Below are 18,062 nucleotides of genomic sequence, written 5' to 3' on the forward strand. Positions count from 1 at the left end.
GGACGGAACAGATGAGCACTTTCCTTCTCGGCGTCTGCCTTTTCACCGTCATCGTCCTGGCGCTGGTGACCATCATCCTCAGCGCCCGTTCGAAGCTGGTGTCCTCGGGCAACGTCAATATCGAGATCAACGGCGAGAAGACCATCTCGGTCCCTGCGGGCGGCAAGCTCCTGCAGACCCTCGCCGAAGCCAAGCTCTTCGTGCCCTCCGCCTGCGGCGGCGGCGGCACCTGCGCCCAGTGCCGGGTGAAGGTTCTCGAGGGCGGCGGGTCGATCCTGCCGACCGAGGAATCCCACATCACCAAGCGCGAAGCGGCCGAATGCGACCGCCTGTCCTGCCAGGTCGCAGTCAAGCAGGACATGAAGATCCAGGTCCCCGAAGAGGTCTTCGGCGTCAAGAAATGGCGCTGCAAGGTCCGCTCGAACGACAACGTCGCGACCTTCATCAAGGAGCTCGTGCTCGAGCTTCCGGAAGGCGAGAACGTCAACTTCCGCGCGGGGGGCTACATCCAGATCGAATGTCCGCCCTACGATCTGGGCTATGACGAGTTCGACGTGGAACCGAAATTCCGCGAGGACTGGGACAAGTTCAACCTCTGGCAGTACCGCTCCAAGGTCGACGAGCCCGTCGAGCGCGCCTATTCGATGGCGAACTATCCGGAGGAAGAGGGCATCATCATGCTCAACGTCCGGATCGCGTCGCCGCCCCCGGGCTCGACCGGCATCCCGGCCGGCAAGATGTCTTCCTACATCTTCAACCTGAAGCCCGGCGACGAAGTCACCATCTCGGGTCCGTTCGGCGAGTTCTTCGCCCGCGACACCAAGAAGGAAATGATCTTCGTCGGCGGCGGTGCCGGCATGGCGCCGATGCGCTCGCACATCTTCGACCAGATGAAGCGGATCGGCACGGACCGGAAGGTCAGCTTCTGGTACGGCGCCCGCTCCAAGCGCGAGATGTTCTATGTCGAGGATTTCGACGGCCTGGCCGCCGAGAACCCGAACTTCGAATGGCATGTCGCGCTTTCGGACGCGCTGCCCGAGGACGAGTGGACCGGCTATACCGGCTTCATCCACAACGTCCTGTTCGAGGAATACCTCAAGAACCACCCGGCGCCCGAGGACTGCGAATACTACATGTGCGGTCCGCCCATCATGAACAAGTCGGTCATCAACATGCTGCTCGACCTCGGCGTCGACCGCGACGACATCATGCTGGACGATTTCGGCGGCTGAGCCCGCCCGCCCGGACCAGGAATGCAGCCGCTGCGCAAGCAGCGGCTGTTTTCGTTTGCGGGCAGGGGCTGCGCTGTCGGCCGACCGCTAAAACTGTCTCTTGCTCAATTTCGAGTCCGCCCGCGCCGGGGCTGCGGCTATCTTTTCCGGCGCAATTTCAGACCGATTGTCATGATGCAACGTCTTGGAGTGCGCCCCTGCGGTTGGACATTATCAGGCGGCGGTTTTGACCATGGTGCGGGCCACGGCCTGTCCGGGCGGCCGGTCGAGGGCGGGCTGCGGGCGCTGGCCAACATCCCCTGGGTGCTGCAGCCCGCCGCCAACCCGACCCGCGCGGTGCTGGAGGCGGCCTTCCACGAGGCCGGGCTGCCGATGCCCCGCAACCAGGTCGAGTCGGTCTCGGTCTTCGCCATCCTGCACCTGCTGCAATCCTCCGAGGCGGTGGCGCTGCTGCCGCTGTCGGTCGTGGCCGACCACCTCAAGGGCGGACTGCTGACCAAGCTCGATGTCGAGGGCCTGCCCGCCGTTCCGGGCTTCGGCATCCTGACCCGGCGCGGCGAAACCCTCGGCCCGCGGGCCGAACATTTCCTGGCCCTGCTGCGCCGCCGCAACGCCGAGCGGTCCTGACCCTGGCGATCTGATTGCCGAATTGTCTGGCAATCTGCCGGAATCGCCGCTAGCCTTCCTCCACCAAGGGAGGAAACCATGAAATACACGCTTGCCGTGGCAGCTCTGCTGTCCACGACCGCGGCCGCTTGGGCGGCCGACACCGTCCACCTGCGCATCCAGACCCACCAGGCCCCCGAGGCGGTCTCGGGCAAGCTGGTCGCCGATTTCGTCGATCAGGTTCGCGCCATGTCGGAGGGCAGCATCGAGATCGAGATGTTCTACAGCTCCTCGGTCGTGGCCTCCGCCGAAACCTTCGACGCCGCCGCCAACGGCATCCTCGACTGCGACATGACCAACGGAAGCTACCAGGCAGGCAAGAACCCGGCCTTCCAGTTCGTCGCCGACGTGATGGGCGGCTATGACACGCCGATCCAGTTCCTGGCCTGGATCGAGGAGGGCGGCGGCCGCGACGCCATCCAGAAGCTCTACGAAGCCAATGGCATGCATTTCATCGGCGCCTATCTCGGCGGCCAGGAATCGCTGGCCTCGAGCACGCCGCTGGCCGGGATCGCCGATCTCGAAGGCTGGAAGTTCCGCTCGCCGCCCGGCATGGAATCCGAGATCTTCGCCTCGCTCGGCGCCAGCCCGGTGGTGATGGACTATACAGAGATCTTCACCTCGCTCGAGACCGGCATCATCGACGGCGCCGATGCCTCGACGCTGGCAGCGAACCTGTCGAACGGCATCTACGACATCGCCAAGCATGCCACCTATCCGGGCTTCCACTCGATGTCCTCGGACCATCTGGCCTGCTCCGCCGCCGCCTGGGAGAAGATGAGCCCCGGCCAGCAGGCAATCCTGGAAAACGCCATGGACGCGCTTGCGCTGAAGCTGCTGATGCGCACCGAAGTGCTCAACAGCGAGGCGCTGGCCCAACTGCCGGACAACGGCGTCACCTTCCATGACTGGTCCGCCGAAGACCGCGCGAAATTCCGCGCTGCCGCCATCGCCCGCTGGGACGAATGGGCGGAGAAGACCCCGGAAACCGCCGAGATGGTCGCCAGCCACAAGGCCTTCCTGTCCCGCATCGGCATGGGCGACGACTGACGCCCGGCCGTCCTCCCGGCGGCCGCGGCTCCTCCCGCGGCCGCCGATCCGTGTCCCCCTTTCTCTTGAGTGACCCAGAATGAATGTCCTGATCCTCGGCGGCGGCGGCTTCGTCGGCCGCAAGATCGCCGCCGCCCTCGCCGCCTCAGGCCGCCTGCGCGGCCAGCCCGTCACCGGCCTGACCCTCGCCGACCTCGCCCGGGCTGCGCGACGCGGGGGAACCGGCCGGCGCCGCGGCAGGCGCAACCGGCTCCCAAGGCGCACCGTCGCGCTCCGGATCGCCGGGCAGCGATTTCAGGTAGTGCGCGATCGCCCGCAGGTCGGCGCCATCCATGAACTGCAGCGAGTTGTTGTAGACCTCGGCCATCGAGCCGAAGACCACCGAATGGCGGTTGCGTCCCTCCGCGAGATAGGCGGCGATGTCGTCCTCGCTCCAGCGGCCCAGCCCGGTGTTGTGGTCCTGCAGCAGGCTCGGTGCGTACCAGCCGTCGAGGAGCGCGCCCGACAGGTAGAGCGGGCTCGACTGGTCATAGGCCTTCTCGTTCATCGTCAGGGCGCGCGGCGTGTGGCACGATCCGCAATGGCCCGCCGCCTGCACCAGATAGGCGCCGCGGTTCCATTCGCCGTCCTTCGACGGATCGGGCCGGTAGGTGCCCGGCTCGGTGAAGGCCGCGTTCCACAGCGCCAGCGGCCAGCGCATGTTCAGGGGCCAGGGGATGTCCGGGGCGCGGTTCGGCTGCGATACCGGCCCGACGCCCTCCGTGAAGAAGGCATAGAGCGCCTCGATATCCGCGTCGGCCATCTTGGCATAGGACGGATAGGGCATCGCCGGATAGAGGCGGCTGCCGTCGGGCGCGACGCCGTGGCGGATGGCGCGGTCGAACTCGGCAAGCGTGTAGCGGCCGATGCCGGTTTCGGGGTCCGGGGTGATGTTGGTGGCGTAGATCGAGCCGATCGGCGTGCCCATCTCCAGCCCGCCCGCGAAGGGCGCGCCGTCATGGGTCGAGTGGCAGGCAACGCAATCGGCCTCGCGCGCGACGCGCTCGCCCCGGGCCAGCAGCTCCGGCACGGCTGCGGGCCGCGCCTGCCCCGGCCGCCGCCGAACCCGCCGAAATTGATGACCCCGAGCCCGATGCGGGCCTGCTGCCGGCCAGTTCGCGCCGGATGCGCTTCCGCTTCGAGGCCAGCTGATGACCGACAGGCCCGACATGACCGCATCCCCCGCTGCCGCCCCGAAAATCGCCGAAGAGGACCGGCTGCGCGCCGATCTCTACAATTTCCTCGGCCTGATCCTGGCGCGCCCCGCCGACGGGCTGCTGATCGAGCAGACCGCGGGGCTGGCCGGCGGCGAGGGCCCGATCGGCGAGGCCGTGGACACGCTGGCCAAGGTTGCGCGGCTGTCGAAGGCCAAGGCGGTCGAGGTCGAGTACAACCGGCTCTTCATCGGCCTCGGCCGCGGCGAACTGCTGCCCTACGCCTCCTACTACATGACCGGCTTCCTCAACGAGAAGCCGCTGGCCGTGCTTCGCAAGGACATGGCTGCGCTGGGGCTGGCCCGCGCCGAAACCGTGTTCGAGCCCGAGGACAACATCGCTTCGCTGATGGAGATGATGGGCGCGCTGATCGCCGGGCGCTTCGGGACGCCCGCGCCGCTGGCCCGGCAGAAAGACTTTTTCAACCGCCATGTCGCTCCATGGGCGGGGCATTTCTTCACCGATCTCGAAGCTGCCAAGAATTCGGTTTTCTATGCGCCGGTGGGCCGTCTGGGCCGCGCCTTCATGGAGATCGAGGCCGAGGCGTTCCGGATGAGCGCGGAGTGATCCGCAAAGGGCGGGAAACCGCCGCAACCCAGAGAGAGGAGGTCTCTCGCATGACACGGAAAGACGAGGAGGCGACCAGCCGCCGCGACTTCCTGAAGACCGCCGCGACGGCTGCGCCGCTTGCGGCCGTTGCCGTTGCGACCGCGACGGGCACCGAGGTGCAGCTGCGCGTTGGCGCGATCGCAGCCGCCGGTGTCCTTGGCAGCTTGCCGGACCCGCCGGCGGCGGATCGCAATGCCGTGCCTGGCGGCGCCTGCCTCCTGGCGCTGCGGCGGCCTGAGAAGGGGCGACGGCGTGCCATTCCCGGCGGATCCGCATCCGGTGACCGGGCGCAAGCGGGCCGTTGCCTTTCCCGGAGCCGGTGGATGGAGGCCCGGGCCGTGCGGCGGAGGCAGGTCCTGGCCGGAAATTCAGGCGGGCACTGTGCTGCGAGGCGATTGCCGGGCCAAATCCGGGGATGACCTCGTGCCTCGTCCTCGTGCCTGCGGCAGGGCATGGCGCTGCCCGGCAGCTTGCCGCTGTTCTGCTGGCGGGCCTCCGCTTGGCCGCGACAGCGTGCGGGACCTCTTTTGCCCGCATGGGAGCGGGGATGCCGGTCCGGGCCGGCAGCCGTGATGCCTGCTGAAAGCGGACTGGGGACGCGCAGCCGCAAGCCCGCGCCGAACGGTGGCTGGAGGGCGAGCCGCTGCACAGGTGCCAGTGCGGGGCCGAGGCGCTCGGCTACGGCAATGCGAGCGACGATCCGCTGGCGGTCCGCACGCTCGGCCTGACGATCAGCGACGGGCAGGGCGGGGTGATGCCGGCGGTCAACCTGACCGTGACGGTGGCGCCGGAGGACGACCTCGCGCCGCTCGCGGATCCCGAGGCGCTGGCCAACAGCTTCACCCCGAACGAACAGCGCCTGCCGGATGTCGCGGCGCTGCGGGCGGGCGAGGGCGATCCGGCCACGGGCTATGTCGTGGTCTGGCGCTCCTACCAGCAGGACAATCCCGGCGAAAATGCGCATGGCATCTTCGGCCAGCGTTTCGGCGCGGACGGCGTGCCGCTCGGCACCGAGTTCCAGGTCAACACGACCATCCCCGGAACCCAGGGCGAACCGCAGGTGGCGGGCGTCGCAGGCGGCGGCTTCGCCGTGGTCTGGACCGACGAGGCCGGGCTCGACGGTTCGGGCGAGGGCGTCTTCCTGCAGCTCTACGACGCGGCGGGACAGGCGCTCGGCGGCGAGACCCAGGTCAACGGCACGGCAACCAGCGCCCAGGAACAGCCGCAGATCGCGCGGCTGGAAGACGGCAGCCTCGCCGTGGTCTGGAGCGGCACCGATCCGGTGACCGGCAGCTTCCGCATCTACGGCCAGCAGGTCGAGGCCGACGGCACCTTCCGCGGCCCCGAGCGGATGCTGTCTTCGGAGAGCACCGGCAGCGCCGAGCACCGCCTGCCCTCGGTCAGCGCGCTGCCGGGCGGCGGCTTCGCGCTGGCCTACCAGTCGCAGGCCCCGGCGGGATCGGAAACCGCGGATGCCACCGATGGCGGCGCGGGCATCTTCCTCCAGCGCTTCGGTGACCGCGGCCTCGTGGCCCTCGAGCCAGCGCGGCGCGCCGTCCTGCCAGAGGCCCACGGAATTGTCGAAGCTGGCGGTCGCCACCTCGCCCGAGGGCGCGACGGCGATCGCCATGACCGGCCCGCCATGGCCCTTGAGCGTGCCGAATTCCTGTGCCCCCGCGGAGACGGCACAGAGCATCGCGGCAGCGAGCAGGGCAGGGCGGAGCATCGCGGTCATTCCGCCGGGCGGGCCGATTTGGCGGCCTGGCGGGATTCGCGCTCCTTCACCTCGTCATACCAGATCGAGTGGTGCTGATGCGCCCAGTTCTCGTCGACCTGGCCCGAGCCCATGGCGTCATAGGCGCCTTCCATGCCGAGCGTGCCGATATAGATGTGGCCGATGATCACCGCCATCATCAGGAAGGCGACGATCGCGTGCCAGAGCTGGGCAAGCTGCATCTCCTCCTGCGGCGCGAGCTGGACCGGCAGCGGCTCCATCCCGAACCAGCCGGGCACGCCCCAGCCGTTCAGCACCTCGAACGTGTGCGAGAAGAGCGGCATGTCGAAGGGAAAGAGCAGCGACAGGCCCGACACCGAGACCGAGCCGCCGAGCAGGATCACCGCCCAGAAGATGATCTTCTGGCCCGCGTTGAACTTCTTCGCCGGCGGGTGGTTCTTGCCGATGATGCCGCCCGCCTGGGCGAACCAGGTGATGTCGGTGCGGTCGGGGATGTTGTGCCAGACCCACATGACGAAGACCATGACGAGCCCCAGCATGAAGGCCCAGCTGACATTGTTGTGGACGAATTTCGAGCCGGTGAGCAGAACCGAGTTGAATTCGTGCCCGACCAGCGGGATCAGGTAGTGCCGCCCGAAGAGGGTGAAGAGGCCGGTGAAGCCGAGCAGCAGGAACGAGCCTGCCAGCGTCCAGTGGGCGAAGCGCTCGATCCACTGGAAGCGCTGCACCGTGGTGCCGGTCCGGCCGCCCTCGATGCGCACGCGGCCGCGCAGCAGGAAGAACACGGCGAGGATGCCGATCGTGCCCAGAAGCAGCCAGCCGCCATAGGTGGAGAGCGGCCCCTCGCGGAATTCCAGCCACCACATGCCGCCGTCCTGGATCAGCACCTTGCCGTTGGGATTGATGGTCGAGGCGCGGACATTGGCCTCGTCATGGCGCAGCGCGCGCCACAGGTCGGAATCCGAGGCGCCGCCGAGCGGGCCCATCCCCGGCACGTTCAGCGCGTCGCCGCCGAAATCGGGATCGGGCAGCGGCGGCGGGGCCTCGCCGCGCTGGCGCGCCATGATCGATTCCAGCGTCTGCTGTCCGGTGGCGGTGGCCGGCGAATTGTCGACGCTGGTGCCCCCGATGGGGCTGTCCTGGGCGGCCGCGGGCAGCGCCAGCACGACCATGGTGAGTAGGGCCATCAGATGGCGCAGCATGGGGTCATCTCCCGGATGTCGGAACGTCCTGCTGCGCGGTCCGGCGGCAGGGCCGCCCCGCGCGGGACATCGTCGATGGGGCGGCCCCGCAGGGCCGCGGAATGCAGAAGGAGGGACTGTCCGGGCAGGCATGTTTGCCTGCCCGGAACATCGTCAGTTGGCCTTTTCGTCGTAGGCGGTGCCCCAGCCCCAGGCGCCCGAGCCGAAGCCCCGGGCCACGACGCGCTCGCGGTAGATCTCGGAGACCTTGTCCCCGTCGCCCGCCAGCAGCGCCTTGGTGGAGCACATCTCGGCGCAGATCGGCAGCTTGCCTTCGGCGATCCGGTTGCGGCCGTATTTCTGGAACTCGGCGGCGGAGTTGTTCTCCTCCGGGCCGCCGTTGCAGAAGGTGCACTTGTCCATCTTGCCGCGCGACCCGAAATTGCCCGCCTGCGGATATTGCGGCGCGCCGAAGGGGCACGCGTAGAAGCAATAGCCGCAGCCGATGCACAGGTCCTTGGAATGCAGCACCACGCCTTCTTCGGTCTGGTAGAAGCAGTCCACCGGACAGACGGCCATGCAGGGCGCGTCCGAGCAGTGCATGCAGGCGACCGAGATCGAGCGTTCGCCCGGCTGGCCGTCCTGGATGGTCACCACCCGGCGGCGGTTGATGCCCCAGGGCACCTCGTGCTCGTTCTTGCACGCGGTGACGCAGGCGTTGCACTCGATGCAGCGCTCGGCATCGCAGAGGAATTTAGCTCTTCCCATGTTACGCGCTCCTTACGCCGGCATGATCTTGCAGAGGGTGGCCTTGGTCTCCTGCATCTGCGTGACGGAGTCGTAGCCATAGGTCTGCGCGGTGTTGGTGGATTCGCCGAGGACGATCGGATCCGCGCCGTCGGGATATTTCGAGCGCTGGTCCTCGCCCTGGTAATGCCCGCCGAAATGGAAGGGCATGAAGGCGACGCCTTCGCCCACCCGCGGCGTGACCAGGGCCATGACCTTGACCTTGCCGCCCTCCGGGCCCTCCACCCAGACATCCGCCCCGTCGCGCACGCCGAGGTTGTTGGCGTCGCGCGGGTTGATCTCGATGAACATGTTCTGCTGCAGCTCGGCGAGCCAGGGGTTCGACCGGGTCTCGTCGCCGCCGCCCTCGTATTCGACCAGGCGGCCGGAGGTGAGGATGATCGGGAAGTCCTTCGAGAAGTCGTTCTTCTGGATCGAGGCATACATGGTCGGCACCCGCCAGAAGGACTTGTCCTCGTAGGTCGGGTAATCGGCCACCAGATCGCGCCGGTTCGTGTAGAGCGGCTCGCGGTGCACCGGGACCGGGTCGGGGAAGGTCCAGACCACGCAGCGGGCCTTGGCGTTGCCGTAGGGGGCGCAGCCATGCAGGATCGCGACGCGCTGGATGCCGCCCGAGAGGTCGGTCTTCCAGTTGACGGCGCCGATCTTCTCGGCCGAATCCGACGGGTAGGGCCCGGTATGGGACTGCTCGCCCAGATCGGTATCGGTCTCGGGGCGCGCCTCGGCATAGCCCGCGACCCATTCGATCATCCGCCGTTCATAGGGCGTCAGGTCGCTGTCCCATCCCATGTCGATCAGCATCTGCATGGTGAATTCGGGATAGCCGTCCTCGATCTCGGAGCCGACCGTGTAGGAGCCCTCGGCAAGCAGGTTCTCGCCGTTGCGCTCCACCCCGTAGCGGGCGCGGAACGGCAGGCCGCCATCCTTCACCGGCAGCGAGATGTCGTAGAGGTTGGCAGAGCCCGGATGCTTCATCTCGGGCGTGCCCCAGCACGGCCACGGCATGCCGTAGAAATCGCCGTCCGCCGGGCCGCCGAGCGCGCGCAGCGTCGTGCGGTCGAAGGTGTGCTGGTTCTCCATGTGCATCTTGAGCCGTTCCGGCGACTGGCCGGTATAGCCCACGGTCCACATGCCCTTGTTGAATTCGCGCGTCAGATCCTCGATCAGCGGCTCCTCGCCATTCACTTCGATATGGCGGAACAGCCGGTCGGCGAAGCCGAACTTGGTGGCGAACTTGTGCATGATGATGTGATCGGGCAGCGACTCGAAGAGCGGGTCGACCACCTTCTCGCGCCACTGGATCGACCGGTTCGACGCGGTCACCGAGCCGTAGGTCTCGAATTGCGACGAGGCCGGCAGCAGGTAGGTGTTGTCGGTCCGGTCATGCAGGATCGCCGAGACGGTCGGATAGGGATCGATCACGACCAGCAGGTCGAGCTTCTCCATCGCCGTCTTCATTTCCGGCAGGCGGGTCTGCGAGTTCGGCGCATGGCCCCAGAACACCATCGCGCGGGTGTTGTCGGGCTGTTCGAGGTTTTCCTTCGCCTCGAGCACGCCGTCGATCCAGCGCGAAACTGGGATGCCGGTCAGGCCCATCATCTCCTTGTCCTTGCCGTCCTTGCCCTTCATCGTGGCAAAGCGCGACTTCAGCCAGTCGAGATCCTCGTCCCAGACCCGCGCCCAATGGGCCCAGGCCCCCGCGGTCAGGCCGTAATAGCCCGGCAGCGTGTCGGCCAGAACGCCCAGATCGGTCGCGCCCTGCACGTTGTCATGGCCGCGGAAGATGTTGGTGCCGCCGCCGGCGGTTCCCATGTTGCCGAGCGCCAGCTGCAGGATGCAGTAGGCGCGGGTGTTGTTGTTGCCGTTGGTGTGCTGGGTGCCGCCCATGCACCAGATCACGGTGCCGGGACGGTTGTTGGCCAGCGTGCGCGCCACGCGCTCGAGCTGGCTGCCCGGCACGCCGGTGACGCGCTCGACCTCGTCGGGGGTCCAGTTCGCGACCTCGGTGCGGATGTCGTCCATCCCCCAGACGCGGGAGCGGATGAACTCCTTGTCCTCCCAGCCGTTTTCGAAGATGTGCCACAGAAGGCCCCAGACCAGCGCCACGTCCGAGCCGGGCCGGAAGCGGACATATTCGTCGGCATGGGCGGCGGTGCGGGTGAAGCGCGGATCGCAGACGATCAGCGGCGCGTTGTTCTGTTCCTTGGCCTTCAGCACGTGCTGCAGCGACACCGGATGCGCCTCGGCGGGGTTGCCGCCGATGATGAAGATCGCGCGCGAATTGTGGATGTCGTTGTAGGAGTTGGTCATGGCGCCGTAGCCCCATGTGTTGGCAACCCCGGCCACGGTGGTCGAGTGGCAGATCCGCGCCTGGTGGTCCACGTTGTTCGTGCCCCAATAGGCGGCGAACTTGCGGAACAGGTAGGCCTGCTCGTTCGAATGCTTGGCGGACCCCAGCCAGTAGACCGAGTCAGGTCCCGAGCTGTCGCGGATCGACAGCATCTGGTCGCCGATCTCGTCGATCGCCTGCTCCCAGGAGATGCGCTGCCATTCGCCGGCCACCTTCTTCATGGGATATTTCAGGCGCCGCTCGCCATGCGCGTGCTCGCGCACCGAGGCGCCCTTGGCGCAATGGGCGCCCAGGTTGAACGGGCTGTCCCAGCCGGGCTCCTGCCCGATCCAGACGCCGCCCTGCACTTCGGCCATGACGGTGCAGCCGACCGAGCAGTGGGTGCAGACGGACTTGACCGTCTTGACCTCGCCGGTGGCGGCCGCTGCGGCATCCGCCCGGGTCACGGTGCCGCCCGTTGCGGCCACCGCCGCGAGCCCCCCGATCGCCAGGCCCGACCCGCGCAGGAAGGCGCGGCGGTCGACCGAGGCATTGGCGGCCTCGGAAAGGATACTTGTCCGCTGGGGGCGTCGCGCAACCCCGTTGGTCTTTTTCCTCAACATGTTTCAATCTCCCTTGCTCGCGCGGCCCCCGAATGGTGCCTTGCTTGCTTGGCGTTGCTTTGGGTNGCTTCGGACAGTCGGGCGTCACGCAACCAGNTCGTCCTCGGCGGGAAAGGCCTCGTCCGGTCAGAACCGGGCGGCGGCGTAGTAGGCGCGGGTATGCGCCGTGTCCTGCATCTTGTTCGACGACAGGTCGGGTTCCGCGGCCTCGGCGATCTCCATGCCCTGTTTGGCATGGGCGATGGCGGGTGCCAGAAGCTCGCCCCAGGGCATCCGGCCGAAACGGCCATGCGCCGCCGCTATCCCGGCGACCGTGCCCGGCACCGCGACCGAGCTGCCGCCGATGATGTTGCGGTCCTCAACCACCTGTTCCCAGGGAAAGAGGTCCGAGGCCTTTCCGGCGCCCGAAAGCGGATAATGATCCACGTCGAGCGCCTTCGACGACCGCATGCCGTAGCTCAGGGCATGCGCCCTGCCCTCTTCCGCGCGCCAGAGCATCATCGCGCCGCCGCCCATAGGGCCCGACATCCAGGGCTCCAGCACGCCGATGGCGAAGCTGACCGCGACGGCCGCATCCACCGCGTCGCCGCCAGCCGCCAGCACCTCGGCCCCGGCCTCGGCGGCCAGGACATGCTGCGCGGCGACGACGCCGCCCTCCACCGAGACCACCCCGGGTTTCGTGGTGATCTGGCTGCGGGAAAACGATCCTGCCATGGTCTCAGCCTCCGAAGCTCGTCGGGAACGGACGAATCGGCCCGCGCAGGGTTTCATAGGCCTTCGCCATCTTCAGCGCGCCCATGTCGTCGAAGCGGTGCGCCGCGATCTGCAACCCCAGCGGCACGCCGTTCGAGTCGTAGCCGCAGGGCAGCGACGAGACCGGCTGCTCGCTCAGGTTGAAGGGCACAGAGTAGCTGATATGGTCCATCGCGCGGGAGGGGTCATTGGTCGGATAGCCCCACTCCGCCGGGAAGCTGATATGCGGCGACAAGGGCGACAGCACGAAATCGAAAGGCTTCGTCGCTTCGACTGTGCGGCGGCGGATCTCGACGGTCGCGGAATAGGCGCCGAACACCTGCGTCCCGGTGAAGTCCGCGCCATGCGAGGCATATTCGAGAAACAGCGGCAGCACCTTGGCGCGTTGCGCATCGCTGAGCTTGGCCACGTCCTGCGCGGCGCGGGCCAGCCAGAAATCGTCGAGCCCCTTCAAGAGCTCCGGCGTCATCCAGGGATCGAGCGGCTCGACGATGGCGCCCGCAGCCTCGAAGAGCTTCGCCGCCGCCTCGACCGGGGCGATCACTTCGGGATTCACCGCCATTCCGCAGCCCGGATAGAGCTGCAGCCCGATCCGCACGCCCTTCAGGTCCATGCCGAGATCCATCCAGTCGATCGCTTCGGGCGGCAGGTTGCGGTAGTCGCGCTGGTCCGGATCGGGCCGCGACAGCACCGCCATCATCAGCGCGGCATCCTCGACCGTCCGGGTCATCGGCCCGGCGCAGCGGCCCATGTAGGGCGGATCGATATTGACCCGGCCGAGGCTCGGCTTCAGCCCCATCAGCCCGCACCAGGCCGCCGGGAAGCGGACCGAGCCGCCGATGTCCGTGCCGATATGCAGCGGGCCATAGCCCGCCGCGCCGCCGGCCCCCGCGCCCGCCGAGGAGCCGCCCGGGTTCATGGCCAGGTTCCAGGGATTGCGGGTCAGCTCGTGGATGCTCGACAGGCCCGAGGACATCGCGCCGAATTCCGGCATGGTGGTCTTGCCGAGGATCACCGCCCCGGCCTCGCGCATCCGCGCGGCCGGCGGCGCATCTTTCGAGGCCGGAATCAGCGGCGTCGCAGCGGTGCCGATCGGCGAAGGCGTGCCCACCGTGGCAATGTTCTCCTTGAGCGTCGCAGGCACGCCGTCGATGCTGATCCCGTCCCTCTCGATCGGCTTGCCCGCGCGCCAGCGCGCTTCGGAGGCGCGGGCCATCTCGCGCGCGCCCTCCGGGTCGAAGATGTAGAAAGCGTGGATATGCGGCTCGCAGCGCTCGACCTGGGCGATCACCGCTTCGGTCACCTCGACCGGGGACAGGGTCCCGGCGCGGTAGCCCGCAACCATCTCGGTCGCGGACAGCTCGTTCAAGGCGGTGGTGGTGGTCATGGCAGGGTCCTCGTCACTGTCGGAAACCGGCGCGTGGCACCGCACCGGATCAGCCTGCCGGGCTGATTGGCGAGTCAGGCAGGCTATATTGATTGTTGATACACTTTCACCATAGAATGATCTCAAGAGCTCGGTAAACGATTTGCTCAGGGCGTAAGCAGATACATTGACGAAAATGAACCCAATGGAGACCCGGTGATGAAATTCAAGGCATCCTGTGAACAGCTTCTTTCCGCGTCTCCCGCCGATCAAGGGGGCTGCGCATGACCGGATATGTCAGCCGTCCGCCGCCCCCCGCCGCCGTCGAGGAGGGCGATCCGCTCTTCGTGCGCGCCGTCGGCCGGGCGATGGCAGTGCTCTCGGCTTTCCACGAAGCCGAGCATCCGCTGAGCCTGACCGAGATCGCGCGCCTGTCGGATCTGGACCGTTCGACCACGCAACGGCTGGTCCATACCCTGCGCAAGCTGGGCTATATCGACCGGGACCGGCATGACCGCGGCTTCGTGCCGGGGCGCCGGATCTACGACCACATCTTCGACGCGATGCGGCTCGACAGCCTGGTGCAGCGCGCCGTGCCCTACCTGCTGGAACTGCGCGGCACGGTGAACGAGCGGGTGGACCTGTCGCTGCTCGACGACCTGCGGCTGCTCTATGTCTCGCGGCTCCAGCCGAAGCGCGAGGTGCTGCACGACCTGATGGTGGGCCTGTCGGTGCCGGTTTGCTCCACCTCCGGAGGCTGGGCGGTGCTGTCCCGCCTGCCCGAGGAGGAAGCCCGCGACCTGATCCGCCGCTCGGAGCTGCAAAGCTACACGCCGCGCACGCTCTTGGACGAGGACGCCATCATGGAGCAAGCGGCCATCGCCCGCGAGCGCGGCTATGCCATTGCCAAAGAACAGCTTCTTCCCGGAGAGATCGGCATTGCCGCGGCGGTGACCGATGCGGCGGGGCGCCCGGTGGGCGGGGTGACGATCACCGCGCTGCTGTCGGACTGGACGCCGGAGGAGTTCGAGCGCTCGGTGGCGCCGCCGCTGATGCGGACCGTGCGGGCGCTGAGCCGGTCCTAGACCGGTTCCAGCCCGCACCATTCGGCGATGAACAGCGCGATGGCCAGCGTCACGCGGCGCAGCGACTCGATCTCGACCCATTCGTCGATGCCGTGCAGCACCCCCGCCACGGGTCCGTAGTTCAGCGCCGGAATCTCCTCGTAGAGCGCATGGATCCGCGCATCGAGATAGGCCGGCATGACATGGCTGCCCATCTCCCGACCGGTCGCGCCCTGATGCGCGCGGGCCAGAACGGCCTCGGCATCGCTGCCTTCGGGAAGCTCGTATCCCTCGGCCATGAAGCCGTTCCAGACCAGCTTGGGCGGGTTCTGCGACAGGTAGGGATCGGCGGCCGCGAAGTCGTGCAGGTGTCGCTCGATCTCGGCGGCGCAGGCCCCGGCATTCCAGCCGGGCAGCATGGAAATGCGGAAATCGACCGCCGCCGTGGCAGGCACGGAAGAGGCCCATTCGCCGCCCTCGATCTTCCCGACATTGAGGTTGATCGGCTTCGCCAGCCCGGCGAAGCGCGGATGCTCGCAGCGCCGGTCGTTCCAGATCCGCTCCAGCTCGCGCATCGCGGAAATCGTCCGGATTGCCGCGTCTATGGCGTTTTGGCCCTCGCCCATCTGGCTGACATGGCAGGGAATTCCGGAAAATTCGACGCGGAACCAGATGACGCCGGTATTTGCGCGCACCAGGCTTTCGCCGGTCGGTTCGGGGATCAGCGCCGCCTCGGCGCGGTAGCCGCGCAGATGGGCCGCCAGCGCCCCGTTGCCGGTGCTTTCCTCCTCGACCACCGATTCCAGATAGAGCGTCGCCGCCGGCTGCCAGCCGCAGGATTTCAGCGCATCGAGCGCCGCCACCGCGCAGGCGAGGCCGGATTTCATGTCGCCCGCGCCGCGCCCGTATATCCGTCCATCGCGGATCTCGGCGGCATAGGGCGGGCTGGTCCAGAGCGCCTCGGGCCCGGCCGGAACCACGTCGACATGGCCCTGCAGGATCAGCGAGCGCCCGGTTTCGCTGCGCGGACGGTGAATGCCGGTGACGATCGGCGCCGAGGAATGCGCTTCGCTCCACTTGCCCGCGCCGGGGTGCCGTTCCAGCGCCGCGCGGTCCATGGCAAAGCGCTCCATCGCAAGGCCCCGGCGCTTCATTTCGGCAAAGATCAGGTCCTGCACGGCATGTTCTGCGCCGCGCTGCGACGGGCGGCGGACCAGCTCCTGCGTGAAGGCGATCTGGGCGTCGAACCCGTCATCGACCGCCGCCGCAAGCTTGCTTTTCAGGTCGTCGGGCAGGGTCTGGTGCAGCGTCATAGCAGCCTCTCCGCAGGTCGGGACGTCGCGGCGACACTGGAACCGCCCGCCGCCCGCGGTCAATTCCCGCCTTCCCTGCCCCGGCGTCCGGTTCCGCCGCGCCCGGCCGGAAACCGCCCCGGGGAGGCGCGACATCGGGACAGGGAGACAGAATGATTAAATTTCCGGCAGTTTGAAAAAACGGCATTCCGGAGGGGGGTTTCGCTTGGGTCCCGCCCGCCGCCGTGCCGTTCTGGCGCCACAACCCCGCTCGATCGGGGAACAAGGATACCGCCCCCCGGAGGGGCGCAAACAGAGAGGAAAGACGATGACCGCGACCTGGAGTGGCCTGCGCAGCGGATTTGCCGCCGCGACCGCCCTGACGATGACCACCGCACTGCCCGTCTTCGCAGAAACCACCATTACCGCGGTGATGCATTCGGGCCTGCGCGTGCTCGACCCGGTGATCACCACGGCGCATATCACCCGCGACAACGCCTTCATGATCTTCGATACGCTGGTGGCGATGGATGCGGATTTCGTCGTCCAGCCGCAGATGGCCAGCTTCGAGGTCTCCGAGGACGGGCTGACCTACAGCTTCGCCCTGCGCGACGGGCTGATGTTCCATGACGGCGCGCCGGTCACGCCCGCCGACTGCATTGCCTCGATCAAGCGCTGGATGCAGCGCGACGGCGGCGGCCAGATGATCAAAGCCCGCATGGAAAGCCTCGAGGCAACCGGCGACATGAGCTTCGAGCTGAAGCTCTCCGAACCCTTCCCCTACACGCTCGAAGCGATGGCGAAGCCCTCGGGCCTCGCGCTCTTCATGATGCCCGAGCGGCTGGCCGCCACGCCCGCCAACGAACCGATCCCGGAAATGATCGGCTCGGGCCCGTTCAAGTTCGTGCAGGACGAGTTCCAGCCGGGCGTTAAGGTGGTCTACGAGAAATTCGACGACTACGTCCCCGCCGAAGGCCCGCAGAGCTGGTTCTCGGGCGCCAAGGAGGTCAAGGTCGACCGCGTCGAATGGGTCACCATGCCGGATGCGCAGACCTCGCTGAACGCGCTGATGAACGGCGAGATCGACTTCCTCGAACAGGTTCCGGTCGACCTCCTGCCGCTGCTCGAGGGCATGCCGGGCCTGCAGACCGACGTACTGTCGCCGCTGGGCAACGTCACCATCGGCCGGATGAACTTCATCCACCCTCCCTTCGACAATCCGATGATCCGCCAGGCGGCCAAGCTGGCGCTGAGCCAGGAGGACGTGCTGACCGCGCTGATCGGCAACCCGGACTATTTCGACGTCTGCGGCGCGATCTTCGGCTGCGGCACCCCGTTCGAGTTCTCCGACGGTTCCGAGTCGCTGACCTCGGGCGGCGACATCGAAGCGGCGCGCGCGCTGCTCGACGAGGCCGGCTATGACGGCACGCCGATCGTCCTGATGCAGCCGACCGACGTGGTCACCCTGACCGCCCAGCCGATCGTCGCCGCCCAGGCGCTGCGCGAAGCGGGCTTCAACGTCGACATGCAGCCGATGGACTGGCAGACGCTGGTCACCCGCCGCGCCAGCCAGGCCGACCCGGCCGAGGGCGGCTGGAACATCTTCTTCACCAACTGGATCGTTCCGGAAGTCTCCAACCCGCTGGCCAACATCATGCTGCCGGGCCGCGGCGACGCCGCATGGTTCGGCTGGCCGCAGGACGAGGAGATCAACGGGCTGCTCGACCAGTTCGCCGCCGCATCGGAGCTTGCCGACCAGCAGGCCGTCGCACAGCAGATCCAGGCCCATGTGATGGAGAACGTGAACTACATCCACCTCGGCCAGTACTACAACCCGTCGGCCTGGAGCGAGAGCCTGACCGGCATCGAGGAGGCCCCGTTCCCGGTCTTCTGGGGTGTCGAAAAAGAGGGCTGAGCCCCCTTTAGCGTGACTTTTCCCGGCCGGGCGATCCGGCCGGGGACCTCCGACAGAAGGGAACCGGAATGCCCGTCTATTTCCTCCGCCGCGTGCTTGCCGCCATCCCGGTGATGCTGGTCGTGGCCGTCTTCGTCTTCCTGCTCTTGCGGCTGACGCCCGGCGATCCGGCCGCCGTCCTCGCCGG

14 protein-coding genes and 1 pseudogene are annotated in these 18,062 nt (G+C 67.7%); 8 read left to right on the top strand and 7 right to left on the bottom strand.

Features of this window, described 5'->3' with window-relative positions; translation table 11 throughout:
• The first annotated feature begins 11 nt into the window (after positions 1-11).
• From nqrF to C7T91_RS11635, 3 genes are all read left to right on the top strand, one after another.
• A complete protein-coding gene (nqrF, locus tag C7T91_RS11625; RefSeq protein WP_108259359.1) occupies positions 12-1,232 on the top strand; it encodes an NADH:ubiquinone reductase (Na(+)-transporting) subunit F in 1,221 nt (406 codons plus the stop codon).
• Between the two features lie 174 nt (positions 1,233-1,406).
• Positions 1,407-1,859: a LysR substrate-binding domain-containing protein gene (locus C7T91_RS11630; protein WP_161555860.1), complete on the top strand. Its 453-nt coding sequence runs from the start codon at positions 1,407-1,409 to the stop codon at positions 1,857-1,859.
• 78 nt (positions 1,860-1,937) lie between these two features.
• Positions 1,938-2,948 carry a TRAP transporter substrate-binding protein gene (locus tag C7T91_RS11635; protein WP_108259361.1) on the top strand — a complete coding sequence of 337 codons (1,011 nt, stop codon included), beginning with the start codon at positions 1,938-1,940 and terminating at the stop codon, positions 2,946-2,948.
• 145 nt (positions 2,949-3,093) lie between these two features.
• On the opposite strand, the gene C7T91_RS11640 is transcribed toward C7T91_RS11635, so the two are convergent.
• On the bottom strand, positions 3,094-4,017 hold the full coding sequence (locus tag C7T91_RS11640; RefSeq protein WP_201742070.1) for a c-type cytochrome: 924 nt from the start codon (positions 4,015-4,017) through the stop codon (positions 3,094-3,096).
• Positions 4,018-4,138: 121 nt separating this feature from the next.
• On the opposite strand from C7T91_RS11640, the gene C7T91_RS11645 reads away from it, so the two are divergent.
• Together C7T91_RS11645 and C7T91_RS39400 are read left to right on the top strand one after the other, a co-directional pair.
• Positions 4,139-4,768 carry a TorD/DmsD family molecular chaperone gene (locus C7T91_RS11645; RefSeq protein ID WP_108259363.1) on the top strand — a complete coding sequence of 210 codons (630 nt, stop codon included), beginning with the start codon at positions 4,139-4,141 and terminating at the stop codon, positions 4,766-4,768.
• A 796-nt stretch (positions 4,769-5,564) separates the two neighbouring features.
• Positions 5,565-6,623, top strand: coding sequence for a hypothetical protein (locus C7T91_RS39400; protein ID WP_161555861.1), 1,059 nt, complete (start codon positions 5,565-5,567; stop codon positions 6,621-6,623).
• On the opposite strand, the gene C7T91_RS11660 is transcribed toward C7T91_RS39400, so the two are convergent.
• The 5 genes from C7T91_RS11660 to C7T91_RS11680 all read right to left on the bottom strand — a co-directional run bounded on the left by C7T91_RS11660 (position 6,542) and on the right by C7T91_RS11680 (position 13,625).
• Positions 6,542-7,747 (bottom strand): formate dehydrogenase subunit gamma, encoded by a 1,206-nt coding sequence (locus C7T91_RS11660; RefSeq protein ID WP_108259364.1) that lies wholly within the window; start codon positions 7,745-7,747, stop codon positions 6,542-6,544. The two genes, C7T91_RS39400 and C7T91_RS11660, sit on opposite strands and share 82 nt — an antisense overlap.
• 153 nt (positions 7,748-7,900) lie before the next feature.
• Positions 7,901-8,494: a formate dehydrogenase FDH3 subunit beta gene (fdh3B, locus tag C7T91_RS11665; protein WP_108259365.1), complete on the bottom strand. Its 594-nt coding sequence runs from the start codon at positions 8,492-8,494 to the stop codon at positions 7,901-7,903.
• A 12-nt stretch (positions 8,495-8,506) separates the two neighbouring features.
• Positions 8,507-11,485 (bottom strand): formate dehydrogenase subunit alpha, encoded by a 2,979-nt coding sequence (locus C7T91_RS11670; RefSeq protein ID WP_108259366.1) that lies wholly within the window; start codon positions 11,483-11,485, stop codon positions 8,507-8,509.
• Between the two features lie 126 nt (positions 11,486-11,611).
• A complete protein-coding gene (locus C7T91_RS11675) occupies positions 11,612-12,199 on the bottom strand; it encodes a gamma-glutamyltransferase (protein ID WP_108259367.1) in 588 nt (195 codons plus the stop codon).
• Positions 12,200-12,203: 4 nt separating this feature from the next.
• Positions 12,204-13,625 carry an amidase gene (locus C7T91_RS11680; protein WP_108259368.1) on the bottom strand — a complete coding sequence of 474 codons (1,422 nt, stop codon included), beginning with the start codon at positions 13,623-13,625 and terminating at the stop codon, positions 12,204-12,206.
• Positions 13,626-13,888: 263 nt separating this feature from the next.
• On the opposite strand from C7T91_RS11680, the gene C7T91_RS11685 reads away from it, so the two are divergent.
• Positions 13,889-14,689, top strand: a complete 801-nt coding sequence (locus C7T91_RS11685) for an IclR family transcriptional regulator (RefSeq protein ID WP_108259369.1) — start codon at positions 13,889-13,891, stop codon at positions 14,687-14,689.
• Here the strand turns inward: C7T91_RS11685 and C7T91_RS11690 are convergent.
• Positions 14,686-15,981 carry an ArgE/DapE family deacylase gene (locus tag C7T91_RS11690; RefSeq protein ID WP_108259370.1) on the bottom strand — a complete coding sequence of 432 codons (1,296 nt, stop codon included), beginning with the start codon at positions 15,979-15,981 and terminating at the stop codon, positions 14,686-14,688. The two genes, C7T91_RS11685 and C7T91_RS11690, sit on opposite strands and share 4 nt — an antisense overlap.
• 307 nt (positions 15,982-16,288) lie before the next feature.
• Here C7T91_RS11690 and C7T91_RS11695 point away from each other — a divergent pair, with 307 nt between their 5' ends.
• The gene (locus tag C7T91_RS11695) at positions 16,289-17,875 is read left to right on the top strand and encodes an ABC transporter substrate-binding protein (RefSeq protein WP_108259371.1); all 1,587 of its coding nucleotides are present in this window, start codon (positions 16,289-16,291) and stop codon (positions 17,873-17,875) included.
• A gap of 68 nt (positions 17,876-17,943) precedes the next feature.
• A pseudogene (locus C7T91_RS39405) lies at positions 17,944-18,062 on the top strand (ABC transporter permease); the annotation flags it as partial.

It is taken from the genome of Mangrovicoccus ximenensis (assembly GCF_003056725.1).
Classification (GTDB): domain Bacteria; phylum Pseudomonadota; class Alphaproteobacteria; order Rhodobacterales; family Rhodobacteraceae; genus Mangrovicoccus; species Mangrovicoccus ximenensis.

Excerpts from the sequence above, each read along its gene's own strand:
- nqrF (WP_108259359.1), top strand. The coding sequence starts at position 12 with ATGAGCACTTTCCTTCTCGGCGTCTGCCTTTTCACCGTCATCGTCCTG.
- C7T91_RS11630 (WP_161555860.1), top strand. The coding sequence starts at position 1,407 with ATGCAACGTCTTGGAGTGCGCCCCTGCGGTTGGACATTATCAGGCGGC.
- C7T91_RS11635 (WP_108259361.1), top strand. The coding sequence starts at position 1,938 with ATGAAATACACGCTTGCCGTGGCAGCTCTGCTGTCCACGACCGCGGCC.
- C7T91_RS11645 (WP_108259363.1), top strand. The coding sequence starts at position 4,139 with ATGACCGACAGGCCCGACATGACCGCATCCCCCGCTGCCGCCCCGAAA.
- C7T91_RS39400 (WP_161555861.1), top strand. The coding sequence starts at position 5,565 with ATGCCGGCGGTCAACCTGACCGTGACGGTGGCGCCGGAGGACGACCTC.
- C7T91_RS11660 (WP_108259364.1), bottom strand. The coding sequence starts at position 7,747 with ATGCTGCGCCATCTGATGGCCCTACTCACCATGGTCGTGCTGGCGCTG.
- fdh3B (WP_108259365.1), bottom strand. The coding sequence starts at position 8,494 with ATGGGAAGAGCTAAATTCCTCTGCGATGCCGAGCGCTGCATCGAGTGC.
- C7T91_RS11670 (WP_108259366.1), bottom strand. The coding sequence starts at position 11,485 with ATGTTGAGGAAAAAGACCAACGGGGTTGCGCGACGCCCCCAGCGGACA.
- C7T91_RS11675 (WP_108259367.1), bottom strand. The coding sequence starts at position 12,199 with ATGGCAGGATCGTTTTCCCGCAGCCAGATCACCACGAAACCCGGGGTG.
- C7T91_RS11680 (WP_108259368.1), bottom strand. The coding sequence starts at position 13,625 with ATGACCACCACCACCGCCTTGAACGAGCTGTCCGCGACCGAGATGGTT.
- C7T91_RS11685 (WP_108259369.1), top strand. The coding sequence starts at position 13,889 with ATGACCGGATATGTCAGCCGTCCGCCGCCCCCCGCCGCCGTCGAGGAG.
- C7T91_RS11690 (WP_108259370.1), bottom strand. The coding sequence starts at position 15,981 with ATGACGCTGCACCAGACCCTGCCCGACGACCTGAAAAGCAAGCTTGCG.
- C7T91_RS11695 (WP_108259371.1), top strand. The coding sequence starts at position 16,289 with ATGACCGCGACCTGGAGTGGCCTGCGCAGCGGATTTGCCGCCGCGACC.